Annotated in this window: 27 protein-coding genes and 2 pseudogenes; 15 read left to right on the forward strand and 14 right to left on the reverse strand. The window is 53.1% G+C overall.

What is annotated here, in order from left to right:
* Positions 1 to 480: 480 nt before the first annotated feature.
* Positions 481 to 870, forward strand: a complete 390-nt coding sequence (locus AC1XDK_RS23600) for a hypothetical protein (RefSeq protein ID WP_483352473.1) — start codon at positions 481 to 483, stop codon at positions 868 to 870.
* A gap of 132 nt (positions 871 to 1,002) precedes the next feature.
* Positions 1,003 to 1,280: pseudogene (locus tag AC1XDK_RS23605) on the forward strand (magnesium transporter); the annotation flags it as partial.
* 565 nt (positions 1,281 to 1,845) lie between these two features.
* Here the strand turns inward: AC1XDK_RS23605 and AC1XDK_RS23610 are convergent.
* The gene (locus AC1XDK_RS23610; RefSeq protein WP_483352474.1) at positions 1,846 to 2,238 is read right to left on the reverse strand and encodes a cupin domain-containing protein; all 393 of its coding nucleotides are present in this window, start codon (positions 2,236 to 2,238) and stop codon (positions 1,846 to 1,848) included.
* A 282-nt stretch (positions 2,239 to 2,520) separates the two neighbouring features.
* Between AC1XDK_RS23610 and AC1XDK_RS23615 the strand changes: the two genes are divergently transcribed.
* Positions 2,521 to 3,456, forward strand: a complete 936-nt coding sequence (locus AC1XDK_RS23615) for an NAD(P)H-binding protein (protein ID WP_483352475.1) — start codon at positions 2,521 to 2,523, stop codon at positions 3,454 to 3,456.
* Positions 3,457 to 3,759: 303 nt separating this feature from the next.
* On the opposite strand, the gene AC1XDK_RS23620 is transcribed toward AC1XDK_RS23615, so the two are convergent.
* Positions 3,760 to 4,188: a type II toxin-antitoxin system VapC family toxin gene (locus tag AC1XDK_RS23620; protein ID WP_483352476.1), complete on the reverse strand. Its 429-nt coding sequence runs from the start codon at positions 4,186 to 4,188 to the stop codon at positions 3,760 to 3,762.
* On the reverse strand, positions 4,188 to 4,445 hold the full coding sequence (locus AC1XDK_RS23625; protein WP_076432868.1) for an AbrB/MazE/SpoVT family DNA-binding domain-containing protein: 258 nt from the start codon (positions 4,443 to 4,445) through the stop codon (positions 4,188 to 4,190). The genes AC1XDK_RS23620 and AC1XDK_RS23625 overlap by 1 nt, the downstream gene beginning before the upstream one ends.
* Before the next feature lie 106 nt (positions 4,446 to 4,551).
* Here AC1XDK_RS23625 and AC1XDK_RS23630 point away from each other — a divergent pair, with 106 nt between their 5' ends.
* From AC1XDK_RS23630 to AC1XDK_RS23640, 3 genes are all read left to right on the forward strand, one after another.
* Positions 4,552 to 4,710 carry a hypothetical protein gene (locus AC1XDK_RS23630; protein WP_483352477.1) on the forward strand — a complete coding sequence of 53 codons (159 nt, stop codon included), beginning with the start codon at positions 4,552 to 4,554 and terminating at the stop codon, positions 4,708 to 4,710.
* Between the two features lie 578 nt (positions 4,711 to 5,288).
* Positions 5,289 to 5,618, forward strand: coding sequence for a DUF7344 domain-containing protein (locus AC1XDK_RS23635; RefSeq protein WP_483352478.1), 330 nt, complete (start codon positions 5,289 to 5,291; stop codon positions 5,616 to 5,618).
* A gap of 163 nt (positions 5,619 to 5,781) precedes the next feature.
* Positions 5,782 to 5,910, forward strand: a complete 129-nt coding sequence (locus tag AC1XDK_RS23640; protein WP_483352551.1) for a SprT-like domain-containing protein — start codon at positions 5,782 to 5,784, stop codon at positions 5,908 to 5,910.
* A 194-nt stretch (positions 5,911 to 6,104) separates the two neighbouring features.
* Here AC1XDK_RS23640 and AC1XDK_RS23645 read toward each other — a convergent pair whose 3' ends face one another.
* Positions 6,105 to 7,751 carry a choice-of-anchor I family protein gene (locus AC1XDK_RS23645; RefSeq protein ID WP_483352479.1) on the reverse strand — a complete coding sequence of 549 codons (1,647 nt, stop codon included), beginning with the start codon at positions 7,749 to 7,751 and terminating at the stop codon, positions 6,105 to 6,107.
* A gap of 755 nt (positions 7,752 to 8,506) precedes the next feature.
* Here AC1XDK_RS23645 and AC1XDK_RS23650 point away from each other — a divergent pair.
* The 3 genes from AC1XDK_RS23650 to AC1XDK_RS23660 all read left to right on the forward strand — a co-directional run bounded on the left by AC1XDK_RS23650 (position 8,507) and on the right by AC1XDK_RS23660 (position 11,729).
* Positions 8,507 to 9,097: a hypothetical protein gene (locus tag AC1XDK_RS23650; protein ID WP_483352480.1), complete on the forward strand. Its 591-nt coding sequence runs from the start codon at positions 8,507 to 8,509 to the stop codon at positions 9,095 to 9,097.
* The gene (locus AC1XDK_RS23655) at positions 9,097 to 9,738 is read left to right on the forward strand and encodes a DUF2238 domain-containing protein (RefSeq protein WP_483352481.1); all 642 of its coding nucleotides are present in this window, start codon (positions 9,097 to 9,099) and stop codon (positions 9,736 to 9,738) included. The genes AC1XDK_RS23650 and AC1XDK_RS23655 overlap by 1 nt, the downstream gene beginning before the upstream one ends.
* 647 nt (positions 9,739 to 10,385) lie before the next feature.
* Positions 10,386 to 11,729 carry a hemolysin family protein gene (locus AC1XDK_RS23660; RefSeq protein ID WP_483352482.1) on the forward strand — a complete coding sequence of 448 codons (1,344 nt, stop codon included), beginning with the start codon at positions 10,386 to 10,388 and terminating at the stop codon, positions 11,727 to 11,729.
* Between the two features lie 1,145 nt (positions 11,730 to 12,874).
* On the opposite strand, the gene AC1XDK_RS23665 is transcribed toward AC1XDK_RS23660, so the two are convergent.
* Positions 12,875 to 13,546, reverse strand: coding sequence for a helix-turn-helix domain-containing protein (locus tag AC1XDK_RS23665; protein ID WP_483352483.1), 672 nt, complete (start codon positions 13,544 to 13,546; stop codon positions 12,875 to 12,877).
* Positions 13,547 to 13,706: 160 nt separating this feature from the next.
* Here AC1XDK_RS23665 and AC1XDK_RS23670 point away from each other — a divergent pair, with 160 nt between their 5' ends.
* Together AC1XDK_RS23670 and AC1XDK_RS23675 are read left to right on the forward strand one after the other, a co-directional pair.
* A complete protein-coding gene (locus AC1XDK_RS23670) occupies positions 13,707 to 14,495 on the forward strand; it encodes an ABC transporter ATP-binding protein (RefSeq protein ID WP_483352484.1) in 789 nt (262 codons plus the stop codon).
* Between the two features lie 23 nt (positions 14,496 to 14,518).
* Complete coding sequence (locus AC1XDK_RS23675) at positions 14,519 to 15,226, forward strand: ABC transporter permease (protein WP_483352552.1); 708 nt, start codon at positions 14,519 to 14,521, stop codon at positions 15,224 to 15,226.
* Positions 15,227 to 15,407: 181 nt separating this feature from the next.
* Here AC1XDK_RS23675 and AC1XDK_RS23680 read toward each other — a convergent pair.
* The 5 genes and pseudogenes from AC1XDK_RS23680 to AC1XDK_RS23700 form a co-directional block, all read right to left on the reverse strand.
* A pseudogene (locus AC1XDK_RS23680) lies at positions 15,408 to 15,593 on the reverse strand (SOS response-associated peptidase family protein); the annotation flags it as partial.
* An 80-nt stretch (positions 15,594 to 15,673) separates the two neighbouring features.
* On the reverse strand, positions 15,674 to 16,054 hold the full coding sequence (locus AC1XDK_RS23685; protein ID WP_483352485.1) for a DUF7344 domain-containing protein: 381 nt from the start codon (positions 16,052 to 16,054) through the stop codon (positions 15,674 to 15,676).
* Positions 16,055 to 16,148: 94 nt separating this feature from the next.
* Entirely contained in the window at positions 16,149 to 16,808 is a 660-nt protein-coding gene (locus AC1XDK_RS23690) for a helix-turn-helix domain-containing protein (protein ID WP_483352486.1), read from the reverse strand.
* A gap of 278 nt (positions 16,809 to 17,086) precedes the next feature.
* Positions 17,087 to 17,377: a DdfA family disk-determining factor gene (ddfA, locus tag AC1XDK_RS23695; RefSeq protein ID WP_483352487.1), complete on the reverse strand. Its 291-nt coding sequence runs from the start codon at positions 17,375 to 17,377 to the stop codon at positions 17,087 to 17,089.
* A 493-nt stretch (positions 17,378 to 17,870) separates the two neighbouring features.
* The gene (locus AC1XDK_RS23700) at positions 17,871 to 17,999 is read right to left on the reverse strand and encodes a hypothetical protein (protein ID WP_483352488.1); all 129 of its coding nucleotides are present in this window, start codon (positions 17,997 to 17,999) and stop codon (positions 17,871 to 17,873) included.
* A gap of 486 nt (positions 18,000 to 18,485) precedes the next feature.
* On the opposite strand from AC1XDK_RS23700, the gene AC1XDK_RS23705 reads away from it, so the two are divergent.
* On the forward strand, positions 18,486 to 18,941 hold the full coding sequence (locus AC1XDK_RS23705) for a twin-arginine translocation signal domain-containing protein (RefSeq protein ID WP_483352489.1): 456 nt from the start codon (positions 18,486 to 18,488) through the stop codon (positions 18,939 to 18,941).
* A gap of 320 nt (positions 18,942 to 19,261) precedes the next feature.
* Here AC1XDK_RS23705 and AC1XDK_RS23710 read toward each other — a convergent pair whose 3' ends face one another.
* The 3 genes from AC1XDK_RS23710 to AC1XDK_RS23720 form a co-directional block, all read right to left on the reverse strand.
* Positions 19,262 to 19,540: a winged helix-turn-helix domain-containing protein gene (locus AC1XDK_RS23710; RefSeq protein ID WP_483352490.1), complete on the reverse strand. Its 279-nt coding sequence runs from the start codon at positions 19,538 to 19,540 to the stop codon at positions 19,262 to 19,264.
* A 212-nt stretch (positions 19,541 to 19,752) separates the two neighbouring features.
* Positions 19,753 to 20,400 carry an SIMPL domain-containing protein gene (locus AC1XDK_RS23715; RefSeq protein ID WP_483352491.1) on the reverse strand — a complete coding sequence of 216 codons (648 nt, stop codon included), beginning with the start codon at positions 20,398 to 20,400 and terminating at the stop codon, positions 19,753 to 19,755.
* An 818-nt stretch (positions 20,401 to 21,218) separates the two neighbouring features.
* Complete coding sequence (locus tag AC1XDK_RS23720) at positions 21,219 to 21,980, reverse strand: IclR family transcriptional regulator (protein WP_483352492.1); 762 nt, start codon at positions 21,978 to 21,980, stop codon at positions 21,219 to 21,221.
* Between the two features lie 266 nt (positions 21,981 to 22,246).
* Between AC1XDK_RS23720 and AC1XDK_RS23725 the strand changes: the two genes are divergently transcribed.
* The 3 genes from AC1XDK_RS23725 to AC1XDK_RS23735 all read left to right on the forward strand — a co-directional run bounded on the left by AC1XDK_RS23725 (position 22,247) and on the right by AC1XDK_RS23735 (position 25,033).
* Complete coding sequence (locus tag AC1XDK_RS23725; RefSeq protein ID WP_483352553.1) at positions 22,247 to 23,038, forward strand: SDR family oxidoreductase; 792 nt, start codon at positions 22,247 to 22,249, stop codon at positions 23,036 to 23,038.
* 2 nt (positions 23,039 to 23,040) lie between these two features.
* Positions 23,041 to 23,862 carry a fumarylacetoacetate hydrolase family protein gene (locus tag AC1XDK_RS23730; protein ID WP_483352493.1) on the forward strand — a complete coding sequence of 274 codons (822 nt, stop codon included), beginning with the start codon at positions 23,041 to 23,043 and terminating at the stop codon, positions 23,860 to 23,862.
* Positions 23,863 to 23,929: 67 nt separating this feature from the next.
* Positions 23,930 to 25,033 carry a mandelate racemase/muconate lactonizing enzyme family protein gene (locus AC1XDK_RS23735; RefSeq protein ID WP_483352494.1) on the forward strand — a complete coding sequence of 368 codons (1,104 nt, stop codon included), beginning with the start codon at positions 23,930 to 23,932 and terminating at the stop codon, positions 25,031 to 25,033.
* A gap of 71 nt (positions 25,034 to 25,104) precedes the next feature.
* Here the strand turns inward: AC1XDK_RS23735 and AC1XDK_RS23740 are convergent, their stop codons facing one another.
* Positions 25,105 to 25,830, reverse strand: coding sequence for an MBL fold metallo-hydrolase (locus tag AC1XDK_RS23740; protein WP_483352495.1), 726 nt, complete (start codon positions 25,828 to 25,830; stop codon positions 25,105 to 25,107).
* Between the last annotated feature and the right edge of the window lie 78 nt (positions 25,831 to 25,908).

Raw genomic sequence — 25,908 nt, forward strand, 5'->3', positions numbered from 1 at the left:
GGTGACTTCGAGGTCACAAAGCAGAGTTCTGAGACACTCCAGGTTAATGATTGCGTTGGCAGTGGTTTCCCACTCCACGTCATAGCGCACGCGATCGGAGCACACGGCGTGTTCGGAAATCGAACGGAGTGCCGGAGTAGTGGTGAGCTGATCGGCGAGTTGGTCACGGTCGATACCATACGCCCAAAACTGTGGAAGGAAACCGGTGTCCGATGTGCCAAGGCTGGCAAATTCGAGAAATGTGTCAACCTCTTGGAGGCGCGGATGCGTGAATGTTCTGATTCATAACCGTCAATTTCAATGACACTGGATCATCGTATGTTCCTCGATCTCTGGCTGAGCACACCTTGAGGCCGATCTACTGCGTTCATATGGACTACTGGGAGCAGATGAGATTATTAGTTAGGCCGACGAAGCCTGATCGGGGGTCACACATAACATGCGTCGATCCACGGATCGAATCCCGCCGGAGGTAGCAGTATGACTGATTTCATTCTCTACGTCGACCGATCGGTAGTGCACGACGGGAAACTGGACGACCTCAAATCGGCCATGGCGGAGCTGGTCGAGTTCGTCGAATCCAACGAGCCAGATCTCCTGTCGTACGACGTCTATTTCAGCAGCGACGGGGACGAAATGACAGTCGTCCACACGCACGCTGATCCAGCGACGCTGGAACATCACATGGATGTTGCCGGCCCCAAATTTCCCCCGATCGGTGAATTCATCGAGCTCGAGGCGATCGACATCTATGGAGACCCTGGTGAGGACCTTGCCCAACGGTTACGTGAGAAGGCGTCGACCTTAGGAACCGGGCGTGTCTCGATACACGACTTCTACGAGGGGTTCGAACACATCGCGACCGATTGAGCTCAGAGAGAGAATATTCAGCGGCCGACGGGTAGACGAGCGGTCCTCCATCGGCGATACTCTATTCGAGTCATGATCGGTATTCGACGGCGGAAACGTACCGCTAGGATACAAACGAGGAAGAGCGGGGCGCTGTTCAAACATCTCGGAACAGCCTTTCTCGCCGTGGCTACAGTCAGCCTATTCGAGAGCACTATCGCAGCGTTGACGCTGCTCGCGGTCTACATGCCGATCGTCGCCGAATGAGTGGAAGTGCGGGCACGCAGTCGATGGCCGTGACCGTCCGCGGTATCGCACTCGAACAGGTCTCACTTCGAACCGGCGGACGCGCCGTTTTCAACGAAGTCCTCGCGGGGGGCGCAAACGGCGTGATTACCGGCGTTATCGTAGCGGTTATCGCTTCGGTCTTCACTCCCGCGAGAGTCTCCAAAGTATCCACTCACAGAGGATGAGTCCGATACCCACAATGAGTGACAGGAAAAAACTGCCCCTCGGAACCCGGAAATTGATTGACTATCCACTGGAGAAGCGATGTGAGAATCATCGATATTTCCTTCTAGTGGATTGGTGTTGGGAGGTGCTATCAGGGCGATGTATCCAGGTCTGAGGGTGTGGTTGTTCTACGATGCGTGCCATGCGTCACATTGGAAGACAGTGGCGTCACAAGAGTGTACCGAAATAATATTTCATCTAAAATTAGAATATCATCAAGCCATCGATGAGCAGGTGGTTGCTCGAAACCGGACGTATCTGCCACTCGCAGAACGATCACTGCCGGAAACTCGGATTCACGAATCACTCGACAAATATCGCCATCACTTGTTTGCTCCGCGACCTGAGATATGAGGTGTTGAAGACGTACTCATTTCTCTATAGATGCTGTCCTGCTGACCGGGGGTCCGATATCCGTCGAGCTGTTTCCCTACCTTAGTCATCGTGTGACGGCGTTTCTCGCCTGTCCAATGGAGAGATGGATCACGTGTCGTCAGTTGGGTCGTACGCGTGTGCGTCGTCGACTGACGGTGCTCCGATGGCGAGGATCCGTGTGTCCGTTTCGGCGGTTTCGGGATTGAACGCTCGCTGCGGGCTCCCAGGATCGACGAAGAGGACGTGGTCAGATTCAACAACATACGTCTCGTCGGGGGTTTCGACGTGAAGCGTCCCGTCGAGAACGTAGAATGCCTCGACTTGCTCGTCGTGGGTGTGGTAGCTCAGCCCGGACTGCTCACCGGGAGAAAGTTCGTAGACTCGAAGACCGAGCTTCGAGTTCTGATAGTCGTATCCTGCTGCAACACTGAGCGATCGGACATCGGTCGGACGGTCGTCCCACTGGTCAAGGTCGGTAGGGTCGATGAGATGGTATCCCATACCTATTCTTATTGGCGATATATGAATAATTGCTCGAAATAGTAGTCTGGTTCGGAATTGGTACTAAATTAGTATCACATACTACCCAGAGCCACTCTATTTTCTGATCGCTCTCTTGAGTCACGTCGACATGAAGGGAGCCCATAGGAGGGCGGCCTCTTCGCGCTTTCCCACTAACACTGGAATATTTGTTCCGTACGAATCTGGGTGATAACTGAGAGCCGGTGGTGAGTGCTGCCTTGTTCGCCTGTCTCTCGTTCAGAATTCTTTCAGGCCTGATTTATGACATCGTGGCGTTCAAACGGTACGTCTACTACTACTGAAATCGTACTACGAGCATTACAAATGACAACATTAAATGAGGAGAGAAGAGGGAGTGTGCTCATCACTGGTTCGACAGGCACTGTCGGCTCGGAAGTCTCCGACCAATTCGAGAGTACGACGGTACAGTCTCGAATTGCTAGCCGTACCCCATCGCGGTTAAACGTCGATGGTACTAATTCGGTGAGCGTCGAGTTTGATTTCGAACGCCCGGAAACGTGGAATGCGGCACTCGTTGATGTAGACCAGTTGTTTCTCGTTCGTCCGCCGAAGGTGAGTGTCGATTGGCTCAAAAAATTCGTGGATGCCGCGATACGAATGGGAACGGAGCACATTGTCTACTTATCGGTCCTCGGTGCCGAGAAAAACCCGCTACTCCCCCACTCTCGAATGGAGAGCCACCTCAAAGACGCCGACGTGACATACACCTTTCTTCGAGCCGCTAATTTCATGCAAAACTTCAGTGAGATTCATCGACTGGATATCATAGAGCACGATGAAGTGTTCGTACCCGCTGGCGGCGGTAAAACAGGATTCGTGGATGCTCGCGACGTTGCCGCTGTCGGAGTTACAGCGCTCACCGAACCGGGCCATGAAAACTGTGCATACAATGTGACCGGACCAGCAGCACTCGATTGTTACCACATTGCCGACGTGTTCACGGACGTTCTAGGTCGCCAAGTTACATATCCAAATCCATCGATCCTTGCATTCGGTCGACGGATGCGATCGCGGGATGTCCCATATCCAATGATCGGCGTCATGATCGCCCTCTACACAATCACGCGAATCGGTTTCTCCAGACGGGTCAGTGACGATGTGGACCGTGTTCTGGGTCGGAAAGCGCGGAGTTTCCGAGCGTTCGTCGAAAGCTACGCCGACTGCTTCCGGCAATAGCGGAGAACTCGACTGCGGACGAAAATCAACCGTCATACAAATCGATGCGTTCGTATCTCGGACGTATCGAGCCTGCCATGGATCGAATGCGTGGTAGCGCCAGCAAGGGCGACTCGCGCCACCTGATCGACGTGCAACGACTGTCCCTTTGATCCGAACAACTGAGTTAGTCGATCGTTTTCCGCTATCAGTTTCAGGACGCGACTTATCGGGTCGGGATGGTCGTCTTCACCAATCACTGGCCCGAATCGAATTCTGGGAGAACACGGAGTTCATTCTCCCCGTTGGACAGGATATAGATAGTCAGTTGAACGGATTGTCTGAGGTCGCTAGTCGAGTAATGTCCCCGATCACGTCGAAATCATCATCAAACGAGTACAGATACTCGATGCCTTCCCGCTGCATGTACGCAACAATCGTCGCGTCCCCAAAGGAGAGGCCTTCGTAGGTCTGAAAGAGGGTGACGGCGCTGGTAAAGTCCTTTTGTGCCGCATGGAGGACTTCGAATCCAGCAGACTGATTCAATCGATCATACGTCTCTACTGCCGTCTCGTGGCGCTTCTGGTTGTGTATCCAATTGAGGGTTTCGAGAGCAATGTAGTTCGTCACTCTCCCTGTCGGGAGAGTACCGTGATCCATCCCATGGACAATCTCTATGGCACTATCGTGGTGTTGGTCATCGGTATCAGCCATCCCGATGAGAACGCCTGTATCGACGACTGCAACCGCCATCAGTTGTTCTCGAAGAAGGCAGGATCTTCTTCGTGCCCGGCGAGGTCATGCGTTTCAGACCCGCTACCACCCATTGACACCGGCTCAAAGTCGTCGAACGCCCCGTAGCGTTGCTTGACAACCTCGACAGAGAGGTTTCCCTCATCGTCCGCATTCCAGCGGAGTTTGTCGCCCGGTTCGATGTCGAGCCGTCGGCGGAGCGACGCCGGAATCGTAACCATTCCCCGGTCGCTGACCTTGGTTTCTTCGGTTGCCATACTCGGCAGTACTGGCTCTCTCCTAATACATGTTGGGCCTCATGTAGCGTGCTGATCCGTGAACCACACGAGTACTTAGGACCACCCGGCACCGGTCTTCCGAAACGTGCTAGATAATGAGTGCCACGAGAACCCCACAGACCACCAGCACACCGTGTCCATCGACGACGTGACCGACGTGCGCGGGCCACCGAAGGGCTGTGATTGCGATGGCTTCCCAGGCAGTCTATGCGTGAAAGCGGGACGGAAGGAACCGCCGAACTAACCTGCGCTTCCGTTTTAATCCATGTCTCGTTACTTCACAGCGTCGCCAATTTATCAAACAGACACCATCACAGAGTCATATGCCGATATTTATTGCGGAAATATAAAGAATATATTTATAATTTATAGAATAAAATATATGGCTGCGTTGCTTGTATCCCATACCTGGCTATGGAACTACTTCATCGGTTACGTGACGCCTTCACTCCGGAAGAGGTCGCTCAGCAAACGGAAAAGCAAGTCCGAACAACCGGTGATATTTTTGAATGTGAAGAGTGTGGTACAACGTTCATTTCAAAGCCAACCCAGTGTTCAAAGTGCGATCATAACGAGTTTCGGAATCACGGCAGCTGTTAATATTCTGTTTAATCCAGACGTTCTAGGCCGAGTTCGCTTTGACATTCTCCCTGCGCTAAAGCGCGAGAATTCCCACGGTTGGGATATGAGGGTTCCCGGTTGACAAACATCCGAATTTTAATAAAATATTCTTAACACAAGTTGGAGCAAGAATTTTCCCCGAGATGGTGGTCGAATCCACAATCACTATCGTTAGCGATTGGCTAGACATTGATGGGAAACATGGCGACATTAGACACTATCTTCGACTTATTCAGTACGAAGCGGCGACGATACGCACTCTACTATCTCGATCAACAGGGTGGAACAGTAACGGTTGATGAGGTTGTGGATTATGTTGCAAATCACGAAAACGACTCGACTAATGAAACAATTCCTGACGAGCAGTACGATCAGATCGAACTTTCTCTTCGCCAGGTGCATATCCCGAAGACAACTGAAATCGACTCGATTGAATATGATCGCGATGAAGGTGAGATCAATATTCAGGGGACGTCAATCGAATTTGACGCAATTGTGACCGTCGCGAAGGTCCTCGAACACGCCGACTGAGCCGAGTAAGTAGCCAACAGATAATCATCGTCGATGACTCCCCCAGCAGAATACTTTCGAGATCTAGCAGGCAAAGTAGTTCGCTAGGGAGATTTCGAAGATCGTCCAGGCACTTACAGAAGTCACAAAGTACGACCCTACAACGGAGGAGATCACAATTGCGCTGACCTGGACGGCCGACGAACACTACGGGTGGGAGCAATTCAGCGAAACCGTCCGGCACGAACTCATTCACGCCTGGCAGTACCACAAGTTCGGCTACGCGGATCACGGCGCAACATTCACCCGTTGACCGACACTTTCAGCACCTCAAAACACTGCGAACGCTTCACCATAACGAAGTGGTGGTTCGTCTGCAAAAGCTTCGGTGGGCGGATTGCTCGCTATCGCCGCTCGAAGACGGTGTATAACCCTGACGACCATTGTTGTAGCCTGTGCGGCGGTGCAATTCGCGCTGTCATCGGTGTATCAGTCGGATGTGTCGGTCTACTCGCTCGTCACGCGGAATATCGCTGTTGTTCCACTAATCTCGTGCCCGACGAAGACAAGGGGGTCGTCGATCGGGCTTTCCTCGACGGACGCGAAGGCCAGTCCCTCTGGACCGAGGTCACCGGCGGCGCCGGCAGGGGCGTCACCTTCAGCGATCTCGGCCTCGATGTCGACCGAGAAGTCCCGATTGTTAACGTAATCGACGAACGTGGCGGACTCAGGTTCGGTAATGTCGTAGACCATGACCCCACCCATCCGTTCGAGCCCGATGAACGCATAATACCGGTCGCCGACCTGCCCGAGCGTGAGGCCTTCGGGCTCGGGACCTTTGTTGTCGCTACGCCCGTCGGGATCGCTCTCCGTGTTGTCGTTGTTGAACTGGTCGCCGAACCGCTCGGCCGTGATCCGTTCGAATTCGCTCCCGCTGTCGAACACCAGCTCCCCATCGGCGGTGAAGATGCTGAACGACCGCCCGCCGAAAACGTAGATCTCCTCGTAGAAACCATCTCCGTCGACGTCGCCGAGCGTCGTCGTCGTTTTCTTTGCACCGAGGTTCTCCGGCTTCTGGAGCTCTTCGACGCTATCGATGCCGTCGATAGCGTCGAAGTCGAACGCCTCGGGGTCAAGCCGCAGGTCGGATACCTCAACCTCCTCGCTGAACGAGTCGTAGTCACGGCTATCGCCCTCGTTCGCCGTGACGATGTACTGCTCGCCGTCCGGACTGTACGCGCCAATTGCGTCGGGCTCGAGGATCCCCTTGATCGGCCAGTTCCGGATGTTGACCCCACCGTCCTCGTTGCTGGCGTCGAGTTCGTTCCCCGCCAAGCTGTAGTCCTTGAACCCCAGCGGCAGGAGGTCCGTGACCTCTGCGTTTTCGATATCTATCGCGGCGATGGCGTTGTTTTCTTGGAGCGACACCCACGCCGTCGTCGAATCGTCGCTTATCGTCACGTACTCTGGCTCGAAGTCCTGTGACGCGCTCGCTCCTGGGCCGAAGATGCGGACACCTCGGCTCCGGAGTTCGTCCTCCATCCCGTCATAGCCAGTGAAGTCCGCGGTGCTGACCGTAGGGGTGTCACCGCAACCGGCAATGTTGACAATGCTGACGGAGCCACGAGGATCGAAGGCGTAGTTGTCCGTCGGCTCGCCCTCGTTTGCGACGAGCACCCGCTCACCATCGGGAGTAAATGTGACTTTGTCCGGCAACGGTCCGACCGTCGCCGTGTTCAGGAGTTCGAGCGTTTCGGGATCGTAGAGGCCGACCTGTCCGGAGTCCTGTGCGACCTCCGCTTCGAGAGCGACGGCCACAGTGTCTGCAGATGTCGAGACGCTGTTCGCGGAGCTCACGCCATCGATCTCGCCCGCGGCGTCGATCTCGCCGACCTTCTCGGGTGCAGTCGGGTCCGTGATGTCCAAGACATCGACGCCGCCGAGATCGGCGTTGATGACGAACAGTCGCTGCGTAAGGGGATGATAGTCGATGATTTCGGCCCCACCTTCGTCGAAGAGGCCCGACTCGTACCGACCGATCTGTTCTAGCTTGATATGCCCGGATCCCGCGATATTTTCCTCGACGTCGCGGTTGATCTTCGTCTTGCTCGTCGCAGCCGAGTCCTCTCTCGCAACGGCTGTGCTTGCGAGCAATCCAAGTACGGTTCCTCCTGTAAGACTTAAGACGGTTCTGCGTCCGAGGTCGATTGTCTCTTGTGAGCGCTTCACAACTCCGCGATATCAGGGTAACCGTTTAACGCTATGTAATAGCAAACACGCGAGTTATATGAATAAATAGTCTGCTGCAAGCGAGTATATTTGTCACACATCGACTTAGAGGGATCACTAGAGCTCCGTCGCCCGCCGGCGTGGAAAGTATAAAGATGAACCCGGCATCGAGAGCATCAAGTACGCCACTGTAAATCGCCTCTCGATGATACCGAGTTGCGTCGATGCCCGACTGAGGAGCATATTTCGATTGCCAGACCTTCCACAAAGATCTCCTCCGCGGCCCCCTTTGGCTCTCGCTGTCGACAAGCTTGCCCTCTATCATTGTACTGTAGACGGGTAGACCACCGACCCCGAAGATGTCGGGCTGTAGGAAGAAGAGCGCAATCTCATAGAGTTCCCCGGTATCATAGATCCCCGACACGAGTGCGTCTCCTTGGACACCATCGGTGCTTCCTCATCGGAATATCAAGTGTTCAGGGGAATGTCTCCGTCTACACTTAAGGAGGTCACACAACACGACCGAATCAAATGCTTGATGAACGAACAACCACCGAGGAGATTCTGAACTAGAGAGCCTTCTGGGCGATTCCAGAGACTCCCTGAAGAGAGCAAAGAGTCCAACACTATGACTGCCAGTAGTGGTATACGGTTGAAATGAAATAGACAAACCGAGAACTATGACTGAATTAAACGCGCTCGTGGAAGACACCCATCTTAACGCTGTACTTGTGTGGATAATCATTGGTGTCCTCCTCTTAGCGGCCGTCGTGAGCGCCTTTGTCGGCAAACCAGTTTGGGCGGTACTCCCCGTCGCTACCGTCGTCCTCGCACTGATTCCTACTGTTGCGTTCCGTGATACATCAACAATGGTACCGTGGGAGGTGTTAGTGCTTTCCGTACCTCCTACTATTACCCATTTCGTCACTCTCCCTGACATACTCACAGACATAGCGACGTTCGTCGCAGTCGTTGCAGTCGCCCTACTAGTCGCCGTGGAGTTTCATATCTTCTCACCTGTTGAAATGCCGCCCGTGTTTGCGGTCGTGTTCGTAGTATTGTTGACGATGGCGACCGCGGGTCTCTGGACTATCATTCAATACGCCTCCGACAGTTTTCTTCACACGACACTGATCACAAGCCAAACCAGCACGATGTGGGATCTTGTAATTGCCACCGCAGTGAGTGTCCTTGCAGGACCCATATTTGGAGTATATTTCCGGGCACAGGCTACGGACGGCGGGCGAGAGTTCCTTCCGGAGGGCCACTAATGACGATTGGTGACCGCTTCAACATTGATGCCACCACTGAACGCTGGTTAGTGCGTGCGATGCAGGCCATCCTCGTCCTCATCTGTCTCTATGCACTGATTGTCGGCGAGTGGACGGTGGTGATCAACGCAGGCGTCGCACTCGTAGCGACATTCCTACCTGCGCTACTCCAGCGGGATTACCACATTCCGATGGATGTGGGCCTCACACTCTGGATTACGACTGCAGTATTCCTCCATGCAATTGGCGCCCTGGGGCCTTACGATTGGTTCGGATGGTACGATTCGGTAACTCACACCCTCTCGGGGACGCTTGTTGCTGGCATCGGTTATGCGAGTGCGCGGGCACTTGACGAATACTACGACGATCTCACGATTCCACCACAGTATATGTTCGCGTTCATCGTGATTTTCTCACTTGCAGTCGGCGTACTCTGGGAGATGCTTGAATTCACACTCGGTGGAATTGCAAGTCTTACTGGGACCACCGCAGTACTCGCCCAACGCGGTTCCAGCGATATCGTCTTCGACATCCTCTACGATGGTGTCGGCGGGATAATCGTTGCCGGGCTAGGGACCCAACAGCTCAAGGGTGTTGCTAGCGCACTGGCCAACCGTATTGGAACACAAACGAGCGGATAATATCTCTCATTCCTCTATGATTGCTCTGTGCGTCGCTCTCATGTCCCCATTTGCAGATGTGTCGTGCGTTAACTGTGGTAATACGGGACGGTATATCCTCGACGAGAACTAACGCATCCACCTCTCTACGCTCATGAGTGGTGTGCTATACCGCTTCTCTACCGACGTGAGGCTCACGGGTGATGAGCAAGGATGGTACAACTTTCCACCATCAAACTAATCCGATTAAGAGAGCTCATGTTCTGATGATGGTGTTATTATCTACCTCTCTGAGTTCCTTCTTAGGATGATATGGTTCGAGTATGGCTACAACGTGGGTAGACTCGTCTTCCTCGCTCTATTGCCGCTTCACAAATTATCATTCTCTCTTAGATTGTTATATTTATTGCCGGGTCAACTGTCGCGTGCACTGGTTGATTCGGCCAGCGTCGGGAATCCAGATGGGAGAAATTAAAGACCACCCACTCGCCCTACGTTCCGATAATCGTCTGCATTGGTTGCTATCGGCAGATACGACGAACAGTCACTAAGCAGTTCCCACGGACCGTTGGGGATGTATCCCGAAAGAGACGTAGCCGAGACGCATCTGGAGATCGAGACGACAGCAGCCGCCCCTTACAAGAGCCCCACACGCCTATGAGCGTGTAATGGTTGATTTGATCTCCGTCGGTGGGTTGCTTCTCGCTATCTTCCTCGTCATCATGAACGGGGTGTTTGTAGCCGCCGAATTCGCATTCGTGAAAATCCGACCGACCCGGGTGAACACGCTCGTCGACCGCGGGAAGCCCGGCGCAGGCCTGGTACAGGACGCCATCGAAAATTTGGACAGCTATCTCGCAGTCAGTCAGCTCGGGATTACGCTCTCCTCACTCGGCCTCGGGTGGATCGGCGAACCGGCTGTGGCAGCACTCATCGAACCGGTTCTCGGTGAACTCCTGCCTGCGGGAACGATTCATCTTGTCGCGTTCGCGCTGGGATTCGGCTTCATCACGTTCCTCCACGTCGTATTCGGTGAACTCGCGCCAAAGACGTTCGCCATCCAGGAGGCCGAGAGAGTAGCGTTGCTCGTTGCTCCACTCATGAAGTTCTTTTATTATGTGTTCATCCCGGGTATCATCGTCTTCAACGGCACTGCCAACTACTTTACGAGCTTGTTTGGGGTCTCGCCAGCGGCAGAAGGCGAAGAGACACATTCCGAGGAAGAAATTCTGATGATTCTCAGTCGCTCCGAAGAAACCGGGGAGATCGATCTCGACGAAGTCGAGATGATTGAGAGTGTCTTCGAACTCGGCGATACGATCGCCCGCGAAATCATGGTTCCACGTCCCGATGTAGAAACCGTATCCGCCTCGATGGCGCTTTCAGAACTTCGTGCGGTTGCCGCCAGCGGAACCTACACGCGATATATCGTGCTTGACGAGGACGGGGAGCAGCCGATTGGATTCGTCCACGCGAAGGACATTCTGAAGGCGAGTGAAACCGAGACGGATCACGACGGCCCGATCACTGCACGTGACCTCGCACGCGACGTTCTCGTCGTTCCGGAAACGCGCCGGATCGACGCAATTCTCGCCGAGTTTCAGACGCACGGTGGTGGACAGATCGCGGTTGTCATCGACGAATGGGGCGTTTTCGAGGGGATCGTCACCATCGAGGACATCCTCGAGGAGATCGTCGGTGACATTCGAGACGAATTCGACACGGCACCGCAGGGACCCGCTATCGAGCAGCGAGACGACGGAACGTACATCGTTGACGGCGGCGTCCCAGTCCGAGACGTGAACGAACGGCTTGGCGCCACGTTCGAGACCGATGAGGTCGAGACGATCGGCGGCTTCGTCTTTAGTCAACTGGGGCGAGAACCTGAAGTCGGTGCCCAAATCGAACGAGAGGGATACATCCTTCGCGTCGACGCTATCGACAACGCACGAATCGAACGTCTCGTGATCCAACCGACAGAGCACTCTCAGAAAGAGACCCCCGAGGAATAACGAGTCCTCAGGTAGTGGTGTCTGTATTGGGGTCCAAGAGAGTGACCCGACTCAACTATTCACCACACCATATTTCCGGAGTAACTCAGCTGTACACTACCGGGAGACTCCCTCTCCTCCCACAATCACTCTCGCTCTCACAGACAGTCCCACTGCTAATTCACAGAAGACAGCCCATTGACCTCAACCAGTCCACTTCACAACTCGTTGCAGCACGCTGGACAGTCCCTCAGACGTCACCGGATTTGATCCTCACCCGCTGGTACTAGGAGGACAATCCTATGGGCTGCAACACTACCAACGTCTGTTCTGCTGGTCAGTAACGACAGTCCAGGGTTGCTTTTGGACCGTCCCCGGTTGACTACCCTTCCCTCCGGCTGACAGTCCGGTAGCACTACTCACTGATGGTCACTCGTGTGTTCATTGAAACCTCGGTGTCTCACTCCCATGGCACCTCCACTATAGAACCCGTGTTGGCACCCAGATCTGCGTGAAGACAGTGGGCACCCCAACCAATGCATCCACTGGCACCCCCTTCTCGTTGTTCATCGGATTTCTTTATCCTGTCCTAGCTAGACTTCGCTGCTGTTGACCGTCCTGTGCTGTCTCACAGTTCATTGTGTCTACGCCTGTTCTCCCGACGAACGTCATTGGAATTCGGCTATCGACGAGGTTGCAAGGTTAAGGCCCCTGCTGCCGTATAGCAACTTGCTGCTCCTTTCACGCGGGGAGCAGCAGGACATGGAGTAGGGATATTTTCCCTGCTTTGAGGGTGATGGGTGGACCTTCATGGCCACCAACATCCTTTCACTGATGATATGGCTACTCGATTAGCTCCTGTTCGCGATGAGCAGGTCGTGGTGATATGATCCTCGAATAGTTTCGGTTATCCGAAAAATGCTGCACTTGTGAGATTTTGGCCATTTTCGACCTACTCAATTTGATATCTAATTAGGGTAGAACGTGTGACTGCAGCGAGATCGATTCCTCGAATTTGCCTGATTTTGGCTGGGTGACTTCCCGTGGGCAGTATAAGCGGCAGTAGGTTCAGCAAGGAAATTGAGGTAGAGCAGTGAGATCGTAAAGTTGAGCGAGAAGATTCGAAATTAGACACGCAAGTGGCAGAACAACTGTGCTGTTCAGACTCACCACTGGGCGTCTCGTTCGAGAATCTCAGTTATTATCTTGCTCTCTGCTTTCTGCAAGTGCTCGGACGCGGTGTTCGACGCACAATCTAGTCTCTCGGCAATGTCAGCGTGCGTCACCGCTCGTGGAGTTTCGTAGTACCCAAGCTCGAACGCCACTAAAAGCGCCTCCTGTTGTCGATCGCTTAGCTCTGATAGCGGACGCTCGCGACTCTGATTGAAGACACCGATTCGCTCGACCGACACGTTGACTTCGGGTGGAAGTTCGCTTATTGCCGACTGTAGCACCGATGACGTACCAACGATTTGGGCATGGATCTTACCGTTTCGATAGAGCACTGGTTTCATCACTATCAATCTCTGCTGAGTGAGCTTCTCCAGTCCTTTGCTTAGTAGCGGTACATCGCCTGGCTCGAGCACCATGAGCAGATTGAATCGTCGATCGCCCGCGGGTATGATGTCATACCACCGAATACAGGCGAGTTCGCTCAGCTCCGCCTCAAAGTGATCTTGATCGCCGATCACTTCGAAGAGCCCAGTCACATTCCGATCCGCAGAGAAATTCCACTCGTAGAGTCGCGTCTCGGTGACCGACGTGGAACGAGCGAGAAGGTCGAAGATCTCCGGCGTATTATCGGGATCCGGCGTGTTCGCCACTTGTACGTACTGCATAGTGATTCCACAACCCAGATCAATAAAAAGAACCCGACTATACCCTGCAATAGCACTAATGAATAGAAATACCTCAATTAAGACGTGGAAAAACGCGAATATAAACCACCCGAGTATAGTCCACACAATCGTCATCTATCCAGCATGCTTCTTTGCCGGTATGAACGAAACTACTGATGTTTCTATCACTGCCGATGATCTCACTCGGTCGTTTGGCTCGATCACGGCACTCGATGGAATCAATCTCGACATCGACGGTCCGCAGATCATCGGTATCGCTGGGCCGAACGGGTCGGGAAAGACGACGCTCATTCGGTGTCTGCTCGGACTGCTCCACCCATCGAACGGATCGGTGAGCATCAACGGCACCGCTCTGACGAATCTCCAGGGCACGGAGCGCGCTCGTATCGGCTATATGCCCCAGAACGAGGCCGTCTACGATGACCTCTCAGTCCGGGAAAACGTCACGTTTTTCGCCCGACTTTATGGTGTAGATGACCGTGAAGTCGCCGTCAACCGCGCGCTCGACTTCGTCGATCTTACGGAGCGGGCCGATGCCCGCATCACGGAGCTCTCCGGTGGAATGATCCGACGAACGAGCCTCGCGTGCGCGCTCGTCCACGATCCCGAGATTCTCTTTCTCGACGAGCCGACTGTGGGTGTCGACCCGGAGCTCCGGGCGAACATGTGGACGGCGTTCCGCGAACGCTGTGATGGCGGCACCCTCATTTTGGTCTCGACGCACTACTTGGCCGAGGCGGCCAAGAGCGACCGCGTGTTGTTCCTTCGAGATGGCCGGGTACTCGCGTTCGATACGCCGCAGTCGTTCCTCGACTCGACGGGGACCGCAGACCTCGAAGACGCCTTCCTCGCGCTCCTCGATCGGGGGTCTGACACAGCCGAGGGCGGGTCGGCGGATGCGGACGACGTCGTAGGGGCGAAGCGATGAGCATTGCGTCTCCGATCCGGGGAATGTTCCCGGTTGCCCATCGACTATTGTTGACCCTGCGGGGTGACCGGCGCACTCTCGGGCTCGTGCTCGTAGCTCCCGTGTTCATCATCTACCTATTCAGCGAAGTCTTCCCTAACCCACAGGGGGTTGCACCGATCCTGCTCGGCGTGTTCGTGTTTGTTTTGACGTACCTCCTTACCGCGATTGGGTTCCTCCGTGAGCGGACCACTGGCACCCTCGATCGAGTGCTCGTCTCGCCGATCTCCCAAGTTGGTCTCGTGCTGGGGTACGTCCTCGGATTCGGCGTCCTCGCAGTTGTCCAGTCGCTTGTGTTGCTCGGTTCGGGTATCTATTTCCTGGATGTCACGTTCGAACACAGCGTTGCGCTCATTTTTCTCGTCGAATTCCTCGGCGCGCTGACCGCGCTCGGTCTTGGAGTATTACTCTCGTTGTTCGCGCAAAACGAGTTTCAAGTCATGCAGTTCATTCCCGTCGTCATCTCCCCACAGATCATTCTTGGTGGGACGTTCATGCCGGTCGAGGATCTGCCGACGTACCTCGAACTCCCGGCACGCGTGATGCCGATTACGTACATTGTGGAAGCGATGAACTATGTTGTTCTCGGTGAGGGAAGTGCTATCGATTTCTGGATTGCGGTTGGTGTGCTCGGTGTGTTCACAGTGCTCTCGGTCGCCATTGCTGGCGTGATCGTTCGACGAGCGGTATGATAAACCAATCAGGATAGTGGAAGGATGAGGAGTAAGTGGCTATCGTACCGATCTGATCGCTTAAACTAGAATGTATGGTTTACATCTGTTTAGTAAAACAACCGGGAGTAGGTCGGACTGGTTGCAGTCTCCAATGAGGCCACGAGAAACCCGTAGACCACCAGTACACCGTGTCCATCGATGACGTGACTGACGACGAAACGCTCGACGCCTGCCCGTCTCCTTCCCACACCTCCCAGAGACCAGCCATCGCGAACGCTGGAGAGTCTTCGCGATACACACGATACGGTTGTTTTGGGCCACCGTTCTGTCGCTGCCATTCGTAAAACCCGGATAAGAGGACCAAACAGGGCCGTGAGTTCCACGCATGCCCAGCACGGGAAGCCGTTGAGGGAAACATCAGGAGAACCAGACTATAACTAGGGAGAGAACAGTAGTGAGAAAGAGTTACGAGCCGTGACCATCCCCATTACTATTTTCTGCTCCACTAGAGATATGTTCTGACTGTAATAGTGTCTCAATTCGTGGCTGTTCAATATACGAAATGAGCTGGAGCGATTCGTTGTACTCAATCACACCATAATCAGCCAATTTGGGGAGTTGGAGGTGGTGAAGTCGTGTTAAAAGCTGTTCTCGTTCAGTTGATTGATCTGGTTCACTGGTATCAGTCTGGGTCATGAGTTCTTCGAGAAGTGCTTCGAGCGGAATCGGACGATCAGCGTTCTGGATGAGATAGGTGAGAATCTGTCGGCGTTGTGCATCAGCTATGAGTTCGAGTGTCTCGTCGAGCGAACACTGCGGATCTTCATCATCAGGAGAAGAGCCCATTTCCTAGTTGTTTTGTATGCAGTTCTAAAAGGCCTCGCTCTGTTCGAACAGGGTGGTTTAAAAGAAGGGGGAGAGATGAAAGTCAGTCAGAAATTCAGTGTTTGTACGCGCCGAACAGAACATACTCGACAACCGCTTCGATGCCATGGCGAATCCGATCTGATAACGATTGTTGACTGATGTCAAGTTCTGCCGCCAATTCCGAGAGGGTCACCTGCCGTGGAGTCACAAAATAGCCACGTTGGAACGCAAGCACGAGTGCTTCACGTTGTTTGTCAGTAACGATGTTCGTTAATTGGGAGGCTCCGGCGTCGCTCAGTGCTTGCATTTTACCGAGTGTGTATTCAATTCCGTTGTCGCGGCTCAAATTATGGAATCGCGTCAGATGGTCTTGGGAAGGGAACAATAACTCAAACTCCCAATCGTCGTTGCCATAGCCATGTGCGTTGCGGATGATCCCTTCTGCGACAGTGAGGCTTTCGAGAAATGCACCGGGTGGAATATCCCAATTCAAGAGATATAGACGACGATTTTCCACCTGGTCAATGGCAATGAGCTTTTGGACACTTGGATCTTCGCGAACGCGCTGTTCAAAGCCATCTAAATCTCCATTCCATGCCCAAAAGATGGGTACGACGTCAGCGCCGACTGGGACAACTCGTTCGAACTCGATATGTAGTTTTGTGCCGGCGGCGAGCATCGTTCCTAGGGGGAAGTTCTCCGAGGGGAGTGATAACTCGATAATGACCGCCATGTAGTGAAAGAGTATTTATAGCATCTTAGTAACTTGGGCGGGGTACTTGTAACTGCCAGGTGAAAGAGTGCGTTCATCACGGAGGAACCACCGCTAATCCGTAGTTTTGGACCAGTCGAGGGACACAATCGTTCATTCGTTGAGAGAATTTGGATCGACTGTGATATAGCCGTGGCATCGTGAAGAATGTGTACTGGTGGCGGTACAGGTGCGCCAAAGTCCACACAATTCAGGGTAGACAGAGAATCACCCTTAGACGAAGAAATAGCGATACAAGATCAAATCCCATCTGCGTTGATCGGATCGAGATCAACCGTTCTGTCGCTGTTCACTGTTACTTCGTAACCACAGTAGTGAAATCTCACCGTCCCATGGCGTTCGGTGCCCGCCTGTGTAGTTGCAAACAATCTATCGAGCGCATCTGGATCGATAGTACTGTACAGCGGCGGGCAGCCACTCCATTCAGATTCTTCTCGTGCCGCAATCGCTTCCTGAATGAGGACTGCGATTGCTGGTCCCGTTGCTCTACTCTGGTCGCTGCCTGGTGTATTGGCATTGCTTTCTCCCATTGTGTGTCTCTCTCTGATGCATCCGCATCCACCCCATGGTGAACACTCCATCCTTGTTAAGGACGGTAGTTATAAACATACTCTGGCAGTTGATGAAAATGTATAAATGTTCATTATGTAATTGTGGTCGATTGGTGTGCCAATATCACAACTGAAGTCAATCAGCGAATTTCACTTGCGGAGCCTCTCTGTTGGTTTACGTAGACATTTTGTCCGTTGCTGAATCGTACTTCGTACCGCCACTAGTCCAGCCCACGCTCCGATATTTACCACACAATCGTTTCAATCGACAAATGTGGGACATGCTTGGTAGCGAATTTCGTTGCCGTCGTGCTCGGTCAAGCAGGGCTGTTGATGTCTTATATCATCAGTCGTTGCATCTGCACTTTTCGTGAGCGTTCGCTGGGCGGTGATATCCGAGAACGTCAATTGACGAGGTATGGATAAAAGGGCTGAAGCGTGGGTTCGTTCGGCAGTTCCTTGCGTTCTGTTCTCACGCACGGCCAGCAGAGGAAGCCATCGAGGCCGTCACAGTCACAGCCTTCGGGTTCGATATCGTCTTCGTCCTCGGCAGGATTGCATCGAGCGTCCCCTCGTCGGTTGTGTTCACAACTGCGACCATGTGTTTGTAGAAGGCTTGCCGTGGCGCGCTGTGCCGCTTGCGTCGGAGAGCACTAATCTACCCAATTCGTCCGTATAACCGCCCACCGGGCAGTTCGTCCTGATGGGCCACGATTGACTCAAGTAACGGGCGTAGCTCCTCAAAATTCGGCCCACGACGGATCTCCCCCGACTCTCGATCCCAGTCAATGAACACTGCCTCCGCGAGCATCGGGAAAAGAATTGCCTCGAGCACACTCGCAATCTCTGCGACCCCTTCATCGGTGAACCTCACGTCCCTAGGAATGTCGGACTCGTCTACGGCGTCCTTTATTCACCCTCGATGATTCCCGCTGTTTGGGAGAGAAATGGAGGCTAGTAATCCTCGATACCACACCAGAGATTACCACTACTGACAGTGAGATTACATTAGGGTAATGTTGAAATGCTGAACATTACAGATACTTTATGCTGTAGGTGAGCATAGTCATGACCGAGGAATCAGAGAATGTCAGAAGAGACAACGAAAGACGAGTCCAACATCGAGTCAAATGATCGACGCTCGTTCATGAAGAAAGGCGCGCTCGCGACGGGTGCGCTCGCATTGGGATTGGGGAGCGCCGGAAGCGCTTCGGCGCAGTCCAGCAACGTACTGGTCTACACCTACGACTACCACCCGAACGTGCAGTTCCGGGTCGTAAACTCGTTGGAAGCGGCGACGACAGTCCGCCTCCTCGAACGACCCGGCGGCGGCAACGTGCCGGAGATCAGCCAGCCGGACGACTACAACGGTTACATCATCCGCTACCTCCTCGGTGGCGATGGCGGTGGTGGGCAGGGTTCGATCACCACGTTCATGTTCAAACAAGGTGGTCAGTCCCTGAGCCAGGGCGACACGCGGCGGTTCAGCGGTAATGCGTCCATCTTCAGCAGTGAACTCAACCTGCTCAGTACTTCGCTCTAAGGGTAGTTGAAACAGACTGACTACGTGGAATCTAGTAGGTCATCACTTTCGCCTCCTTCTCTTGTTGTGTTTCGATCATCGATTTCTTGGCACATCGTCAATAGAGATAGCATAGCGGTGGTCTTACCGTCCTGCTTGGCGTATTGGTAGGAGCGTACTTCAGTCAGAATAACGGGCAAAATTCTCCGTATTGACGTCCTCCCCGCCCCATGGATAATAGGCTGAAGCGGTGGTTCGTTCAGCAGTTCCTTGCGTTCCGGTCTCACGCACGGCTAGCACGGGAAGCCACTAATTCTTCCGAAGAATCGGCATTGGGCCCTCTATTCATATGTAAGTGAGTAACAGCGTTTGCGTGCATCGGTAAATGAGAAGCGTGAGTCGACGAGATCGTGGTCTTCGAGTCGCGTGAGTGCGTAGCGAACCGTCCGTGCTGGGAGCAGAGTTTCATCGGCGAGTTCAGATTGCGTGAGCCCATTATCGTTGTATTCGAGCACTTTCGCAACCAATTTTGCACTTGGTGGAAGTTCCGAAAGCACGTCTGTCGGTGGGTTTGTTTGTGGGTCGTCGGTGTCGTCTGGAGTTTGTACACGTTGTTGCATTTGATAACAAATGTGAGTAGTAAGTGAAGACATCGTTGATATGGCAGAACCATCTGTCGGATTGGAATTGATTATCCATTTCATCGTTGATTTGCTCTACGCGTCACCACCGGTCTAGCTTACATGAGAAAAGATCCATAGCCCAAACAGACGCTATTAGAAGAGAAATATATCCAACGAACGAGTGGTGGATTGGATGAGAAGATTGCGTTTTAGGGTTCTTCGAGGCGATATTCTACTTCGATACTAACCGAAACTTCGATCGGGCCACTTTCGACGCTTCCCGAGGCACCTGTATCCATTGCCAATGTCTGACCGGCCCGCAGATGCCGAGGACGCGAGCCGGAGTCAGTCACGATCGACTGCACACTGCCAACGGTCAAATCCTCAGCGGCGGCCGCAGCAGTGGCGTTCTGTCTCGCTGTGCCGACTGCATCCGCGATTGCTTCCTGCTGGAGGTCTCGTTGGGTTTCAGTTTGGAATGTAAACGCAACCTCGCTGATTTCAACGCCAGCGTCATCAACAGCAGCCGAGAGCACATCGCCGAGGCGGTCAAGGTCGAAGAGAACGACGGTGATAACCTCAGTTGCATGGTACGGTTGGGTTTCAGGGTCGGACGCCGATGGGTTCGCACGGTCTGGTGGCCGCTGTCGGATTCGGAACTGACTTGTCCGGATTCGCTCGTCGGGGATCCCCACAGCATCGAGTTCCTGCCGAAGCGCTAGTGCTTGGTCTGCCACCGCGCGACGAGCACTCGTGACGTCCGGGTCGGTAGCACGGGCTTCAAACTGAAGGTTGACTTCATCGGGTGGGGCACTCGTTCGACCAACGGCAGTGGTCGTAATTGTCTGGTCGGACATACTCGAATATTTCCTTCACTTGTGAAATCTGTTACCGTGGGTGCGGTAGAGGGATATTCAAACCGGGTCAGTCCATCGTTGCTCTGTCGCTACTCATCATCCATATCAAGATTGACAGTTGGGAGACTACGATAACAATACATAGGCTGTATTGTCGGGGAATTGTTTCTTTCCTTAAATCAGGAAGGGAAGTATAAATCAGGAAGGGGAGTAGAGATTTTGTAGAAACAAACAAAAGTTCCCTGTTATTAAAGACATGAGTATGTACCATAGTAATCAAGAGATGATCTACTCGTACATCTCTCGAACAGTGTATATCCTGCGTATATTTCTTTTTCGAGGTCTATATCCCATAAGTCATCGTATTTCTAGGAATTATTGGACAGTTAGGAATGTGATCTCAGAACATCCCATTTCTGACCTGTTATCTGTGGAATTTGTATTACCTAGCGTAATGAATTGTTATTTGTTTACTACGAGGGAGGACAGCAGACATAGATGATAGACAGGAGTGAGACCTCCGGCTTCAGAGACCCAAATTCTCTCATTTTTCATCTTGTAAATTGGTCCACGGGAGGTCAACGAAGCCCGTATTTCTACTGATAAATTCCTGCAGTTGGCTGGATGACAGCCTTTACAGAACTACTACTGTAACAGGATGGGGGTCGGATAAGGAATACAGTATATCATCAAACAGTATCTGAAGATAATAATCCTCCACAGCAGCACTATTACGAAGTAGATGTTGTGATGCATGAACTAGTCAGGACGAGATCATAGATCTCCTCCTTGTTTAGCGATACACAACGCAAGTTCGATTAGGTATACGAGAGATTGATGCTGATAACGTTCGCAGCCCGCATCACCATATCAGGGACCTCTGATTCTAAATACTCACCACGCATCCGACTTGCAGGTCCGGCAACGCTAACGGCACCACGAACGGCACCGTCGTTCGTGATGACTGGAGCAGCGACGCAACGAATTCCTTCGGCTCTTTCTTCCATATCGAGTGCGTATCCCTGTTCACGAATTTGTTCGAGGTTTTCGTAGAGATCTTCTCGTGTCGAAACACTGTGGCTGGTACTAGGTTCGAGCCCGTGATCGTCAATGATTTCCTCGACGCGTTCTTTCGGCATATGTGCGAGGATTGCTTTCCCAAGTCCCGTTTGGTGTAAGTAGACGCGAGAGCCAATGCCCGTATCGAGTGAAAGGGCGTTTTCGCCCTCTGCACGATAGAGATAGATACCCCGTCCGTGTTCTTCGACCAGAATATTCCCGAGCTCACCCGTTTTCTCGGCGAGTTTGTTCACTTCCGGGATTCCGATTTCATGAATCTTGTGTCGGGTCTTCGTCTGCTCTCCGAATTCGAAAAATCGAAGTCCAAGGTGAAATTCCTCACCTTCTTTCACGACGAGTCCGTTTTCCTCGAGAGTCGCCAAGTGATTGTGGACCGTCCCCTTCGTAATATCAAGGTGGGAAGATATCTCGGACACACCAGCTCCATTTAGCTCAGCTACTTTCTTGATGATCGCGGCGGTGTGTCCGACGGATTTTACCGGATTTTTTGCACGTCTCATATCTCATGACTAGCGCCCATCTATAAAAAATTTGTTTAGCGACTCTAAACGAGTTGGCGAATTAGAACGATTTTATTCCACGAAAATCTCCACCTATCGAGCGTCCAAATGGCGCTCAAACAGCTTTGGGGGCTAGAATTCAGTTGTAATCACGATATTATAGTTTGTCTGTGATTTTATATCCGGTTTGCGATGCTAAACAGGCCAAGAAAGATATCTCGGCGAAAGCTTTTACACGTGGTATCTCAGATACTCCGTCGCTGAAAATGGATTACGAATTAGATGGAAATGTGGCTCTCGTCACAGCGTCCAGTAGCGGCTTGGGAAAAGCATCGGCAAAGGCACTCGCCAGCGAAGGCGCGACTGTCGTTATTAACGGACGAAATGAAGACCGTCTCAAAGAAGCCGAAGACGAAATCCAATCTATCGCTACTGGTGATGTTCTCGCTATTCAAGGCGATTTGACGGAGCCGGATGAAATTGAGCAACTCGTCGAACAAACTGTGGAAGAATACGGTACCATAGATCATCTCGTAACGAACGCCGGTGGACCGCCAAGTGGTTCGTTTATGGAAACAGAAGATGAAGACTGGTACAACGCGTTTGATCTGCTTGTAATGAGCGTCGTTCGTCTCGTTCGCGAAGCGGCTCCATATCTTCGTGATGACGGCGGAGGAACCATCGTCACGATTACCTCCCGAAGCGTCAAGGAGGCGATTCCCTCGTTAGTTCTCTCGAACGCCGTTCGTATGGGCGTAATCGGTCTTGAAAAGACGTTATCGAAAGAACTCGCCCCGGAAGTACGGTCGAACGCTGTGCTTCCAGCTCCACACGAGACTGCTCGCCAACAGGAGCTGATCCAAGCGGCTGTTGATCGAGGTGAGTACGATAGCTATCAAGAAGGAGTAGAAGCGAAAGGCGAAATCAACCCCCTCGGTCGTATCGGTGACCCGATGGAACTGGGTGAGGCTGTTGCATTCCTTTCCTCCGACCAGTCAAGTTTCATCAACGGAGTTGCCATTCCGATCGACGGAGGTCAAGGGGCCTCAAACCTATAGCCATGACACGACTTGCACGCACAACCGATGGTAGATCAATGATTGGCGATGAAGACGGATTTGTACCGCTCTCATCCGCCGATCCATCACTCGAGACAGTTCGAGATGCACTTCCGCTCGCTGCCGTTGGTGACCTTCCGACGCTCGATGAAGCGAACGCCTCCCGTATTCCCGAAGAACACCTCTCGTTTGCTGCCCCGCTGGAACGCCCGGGAAAGCTGTGGGGAATCGGACTAAACTATGCTGATCATGCGTCGGACTTGAACGAAAATAGCCCGACGGAACCTGCAAGTTTCATGAAACCGGCTACGGCAGCTACCGGACCAAATGGATCGATTCGGCTTCCGCCACGCGATATTACGAACCGTGTGACTGCGGAGGCCGAACTCGCCATCGTAATCGGTCGAACGTGTTCCAACGTCGACAAAGCAGCTGTAGACGACGTCATCGCAGGGTACGTTCCCGTCATCGACATGACCGCCGAAGATATCTTGGAACGGAATCCCCGCTTTTTGACCCGATCGAAGAGCTTCGACTCCTTCCTGGTGTTCGGCTCATCGATAGTCACGACCGATCAAGTGGGTCCGCTCGATGAACTGTCGGTCAAGACCGTTGTCAACGAGAACATCGCCGCGGAAAATCGGATTCACAACATGATGACGTCGCCGCGCGAACTCGTCTCGTTCCACTCAGAAGTCATGACGCTCGAACCGGGCGATATCATCTCAACAGGGACTCCTGGCGCGAAACACATCGTGCCGGGCGATCGCGTCAGAGCCGAAGTAGAGAGAGTCGGCACTGTCAGCTCGAACGTCGTAGGATGACTCATGAACGTCATCTGAATGGTAGAAAGATATTAGACACCCCATGAGCCAATATAACACACAACCCATGAAAATAGCTGAAGTAGAGAGCTTTGCTGTATCGATTCCGCTGAAAGAACCCGTCGCATTCGCAACGCGCGTCGTTGAGGAGCGTGACCATGCCATCGTCTACGTTCGGACCGAAGACGGCACCGAAGGAGTAGGATATACGCTCGGATATGGCGGGGCTGACGTCGTTGCACAAGCCGTCGAAAGCGTTCTTGCGCCGATGGTCGAAGGAGAAGATCCCCGCGATACGTCGCGACTCTGGCGGGAGATGTTCGATGGAACGGTTCAAATCGGACGCAAGGGAGTGATGGTGAGAGCTATCTCCTGTATCGACACCGCACTGTGGGATATCAAAGCAAAAGCGGCCGGGATGCCACTTTACAAACTCCTCGGTGGACACACTGACGAGGTTCCTGCATACGCTAGTGGCGGGTACTATCGTGAAGGGAAAGGACTCGACGGGCTTCGTGAAGAGATGGAAACGTACGTCGACCGTGGCCACGACGTCGTGAAGATGAAAGTCGGTCGAAAGTCCCTCGAAGAGGAAGTCGAACGCGTTCGCGTCGCTCGCGAAGCGATCGGACCAAATCGAACACTCCTCATGGACGCCAACGGCAAGTGGAAGAATAAACAGGAAGCAGTCCGTGCCTGCCGCAAATTCGAGAAGTACGATCCGTACTTCATCGAGGAACCGGTGATGCCCGACAGCTTAGACCTCTATCGCGAGGTCAATACGTCGCTCGATTATGCCGTTGCTGGCGGCGAACTCGAATTCAACCGATATGGCTTTGCAGACCTGCTTCGCGAAAACGCCGTCGAAGTCATCCAACCGGACGTGACTGTTGTCGGCGGTGTTACCGAGTGGATGCGTGTCGCAAATATGGCGGCGTGTCACGATATCCCCGTTGCCCCGCATTACAATTGGGACCTACACATTCAATTGCTCGCCGCCATCGAGAATGGACTCTGGATAGAGTACTTCTACCGTGATTCGGACGTTAAAGCGTTCGACGATGTACTAACGTATCCAGTCGAACCCGAAGATGGCATGATTCAACTGCCACAGCGTCCTGGCCACGGAGTCGAGCTCGAACGAGACGCACTTGAACAGTTCCGAATCTAAGCGATTGCAAGAAGAGCGAACCCATTTGCAGGTGCCACGGGGCAACACCTGCCGAAGTTGCTCCGTGGTGATTACAGTTCGTACTGCTCGCCGACGGCTAATTCGACAACACTGGGCATCCCATCTTCTGATCGGTTAGCGAGATGAGACCTGAAGTCGGCAACTTCGTCACTCCCCGGGACATAATGCACTGGAATCAGAGTAGGGACGTCTAACCAACTTGCTGCTGTCGCGGCGTCACGGGGGGGAAGTGGTGCAAGATCACCCGGTGCACTACCAACGGGGAGCATCACGACATCGGGGTCGTTTTGATTTGCGAATAGTTCGAGATCACTGAACAACGACGTATCTCCGACGTAGTAGAGGCTGGCGTCGGGAAACTCGAAGTGGAACCCTAGCGGCATCCCTGAAAGGCGCTGTCCATTCGATTCGAAGTAGGATAGATGGCGCGTCTCGAGGACCTGTATTTCCACTCCGAGCACCTCGAATCTGTTTCCCCAGATAACACGCTCTATACTAGACTCCGAAAGACCCTCGGTAACGAGATGATCGGCGACCGCGGGTTCGGTGTACACCGTTGCATCGGAAACCTCAGCGATTCGGACGGTATCTCCGAGATGGTCATACGCACCGTGCGTAACGAAGATCACGTCTACGTCCTCGAATTCCGCTATCGTAACGTCACTCCATTCGGGTTCGAGGACCCACGGGTCAACGAGTATTCGCACGCTTCCGTACGTCAAATCGAACGACGAAAGGCCATAATACGTGAGTTTGGGCGGGTCTACAGACGACATGACTTCACATCTTTTGCGTAATTACAATACTGTTTCGACGCATTTGACCTGAACACTTTTATGAAGTGCCGATAAACG

The organism is Haladaptatus sp. HS23 (assembly GCF_056892285.1).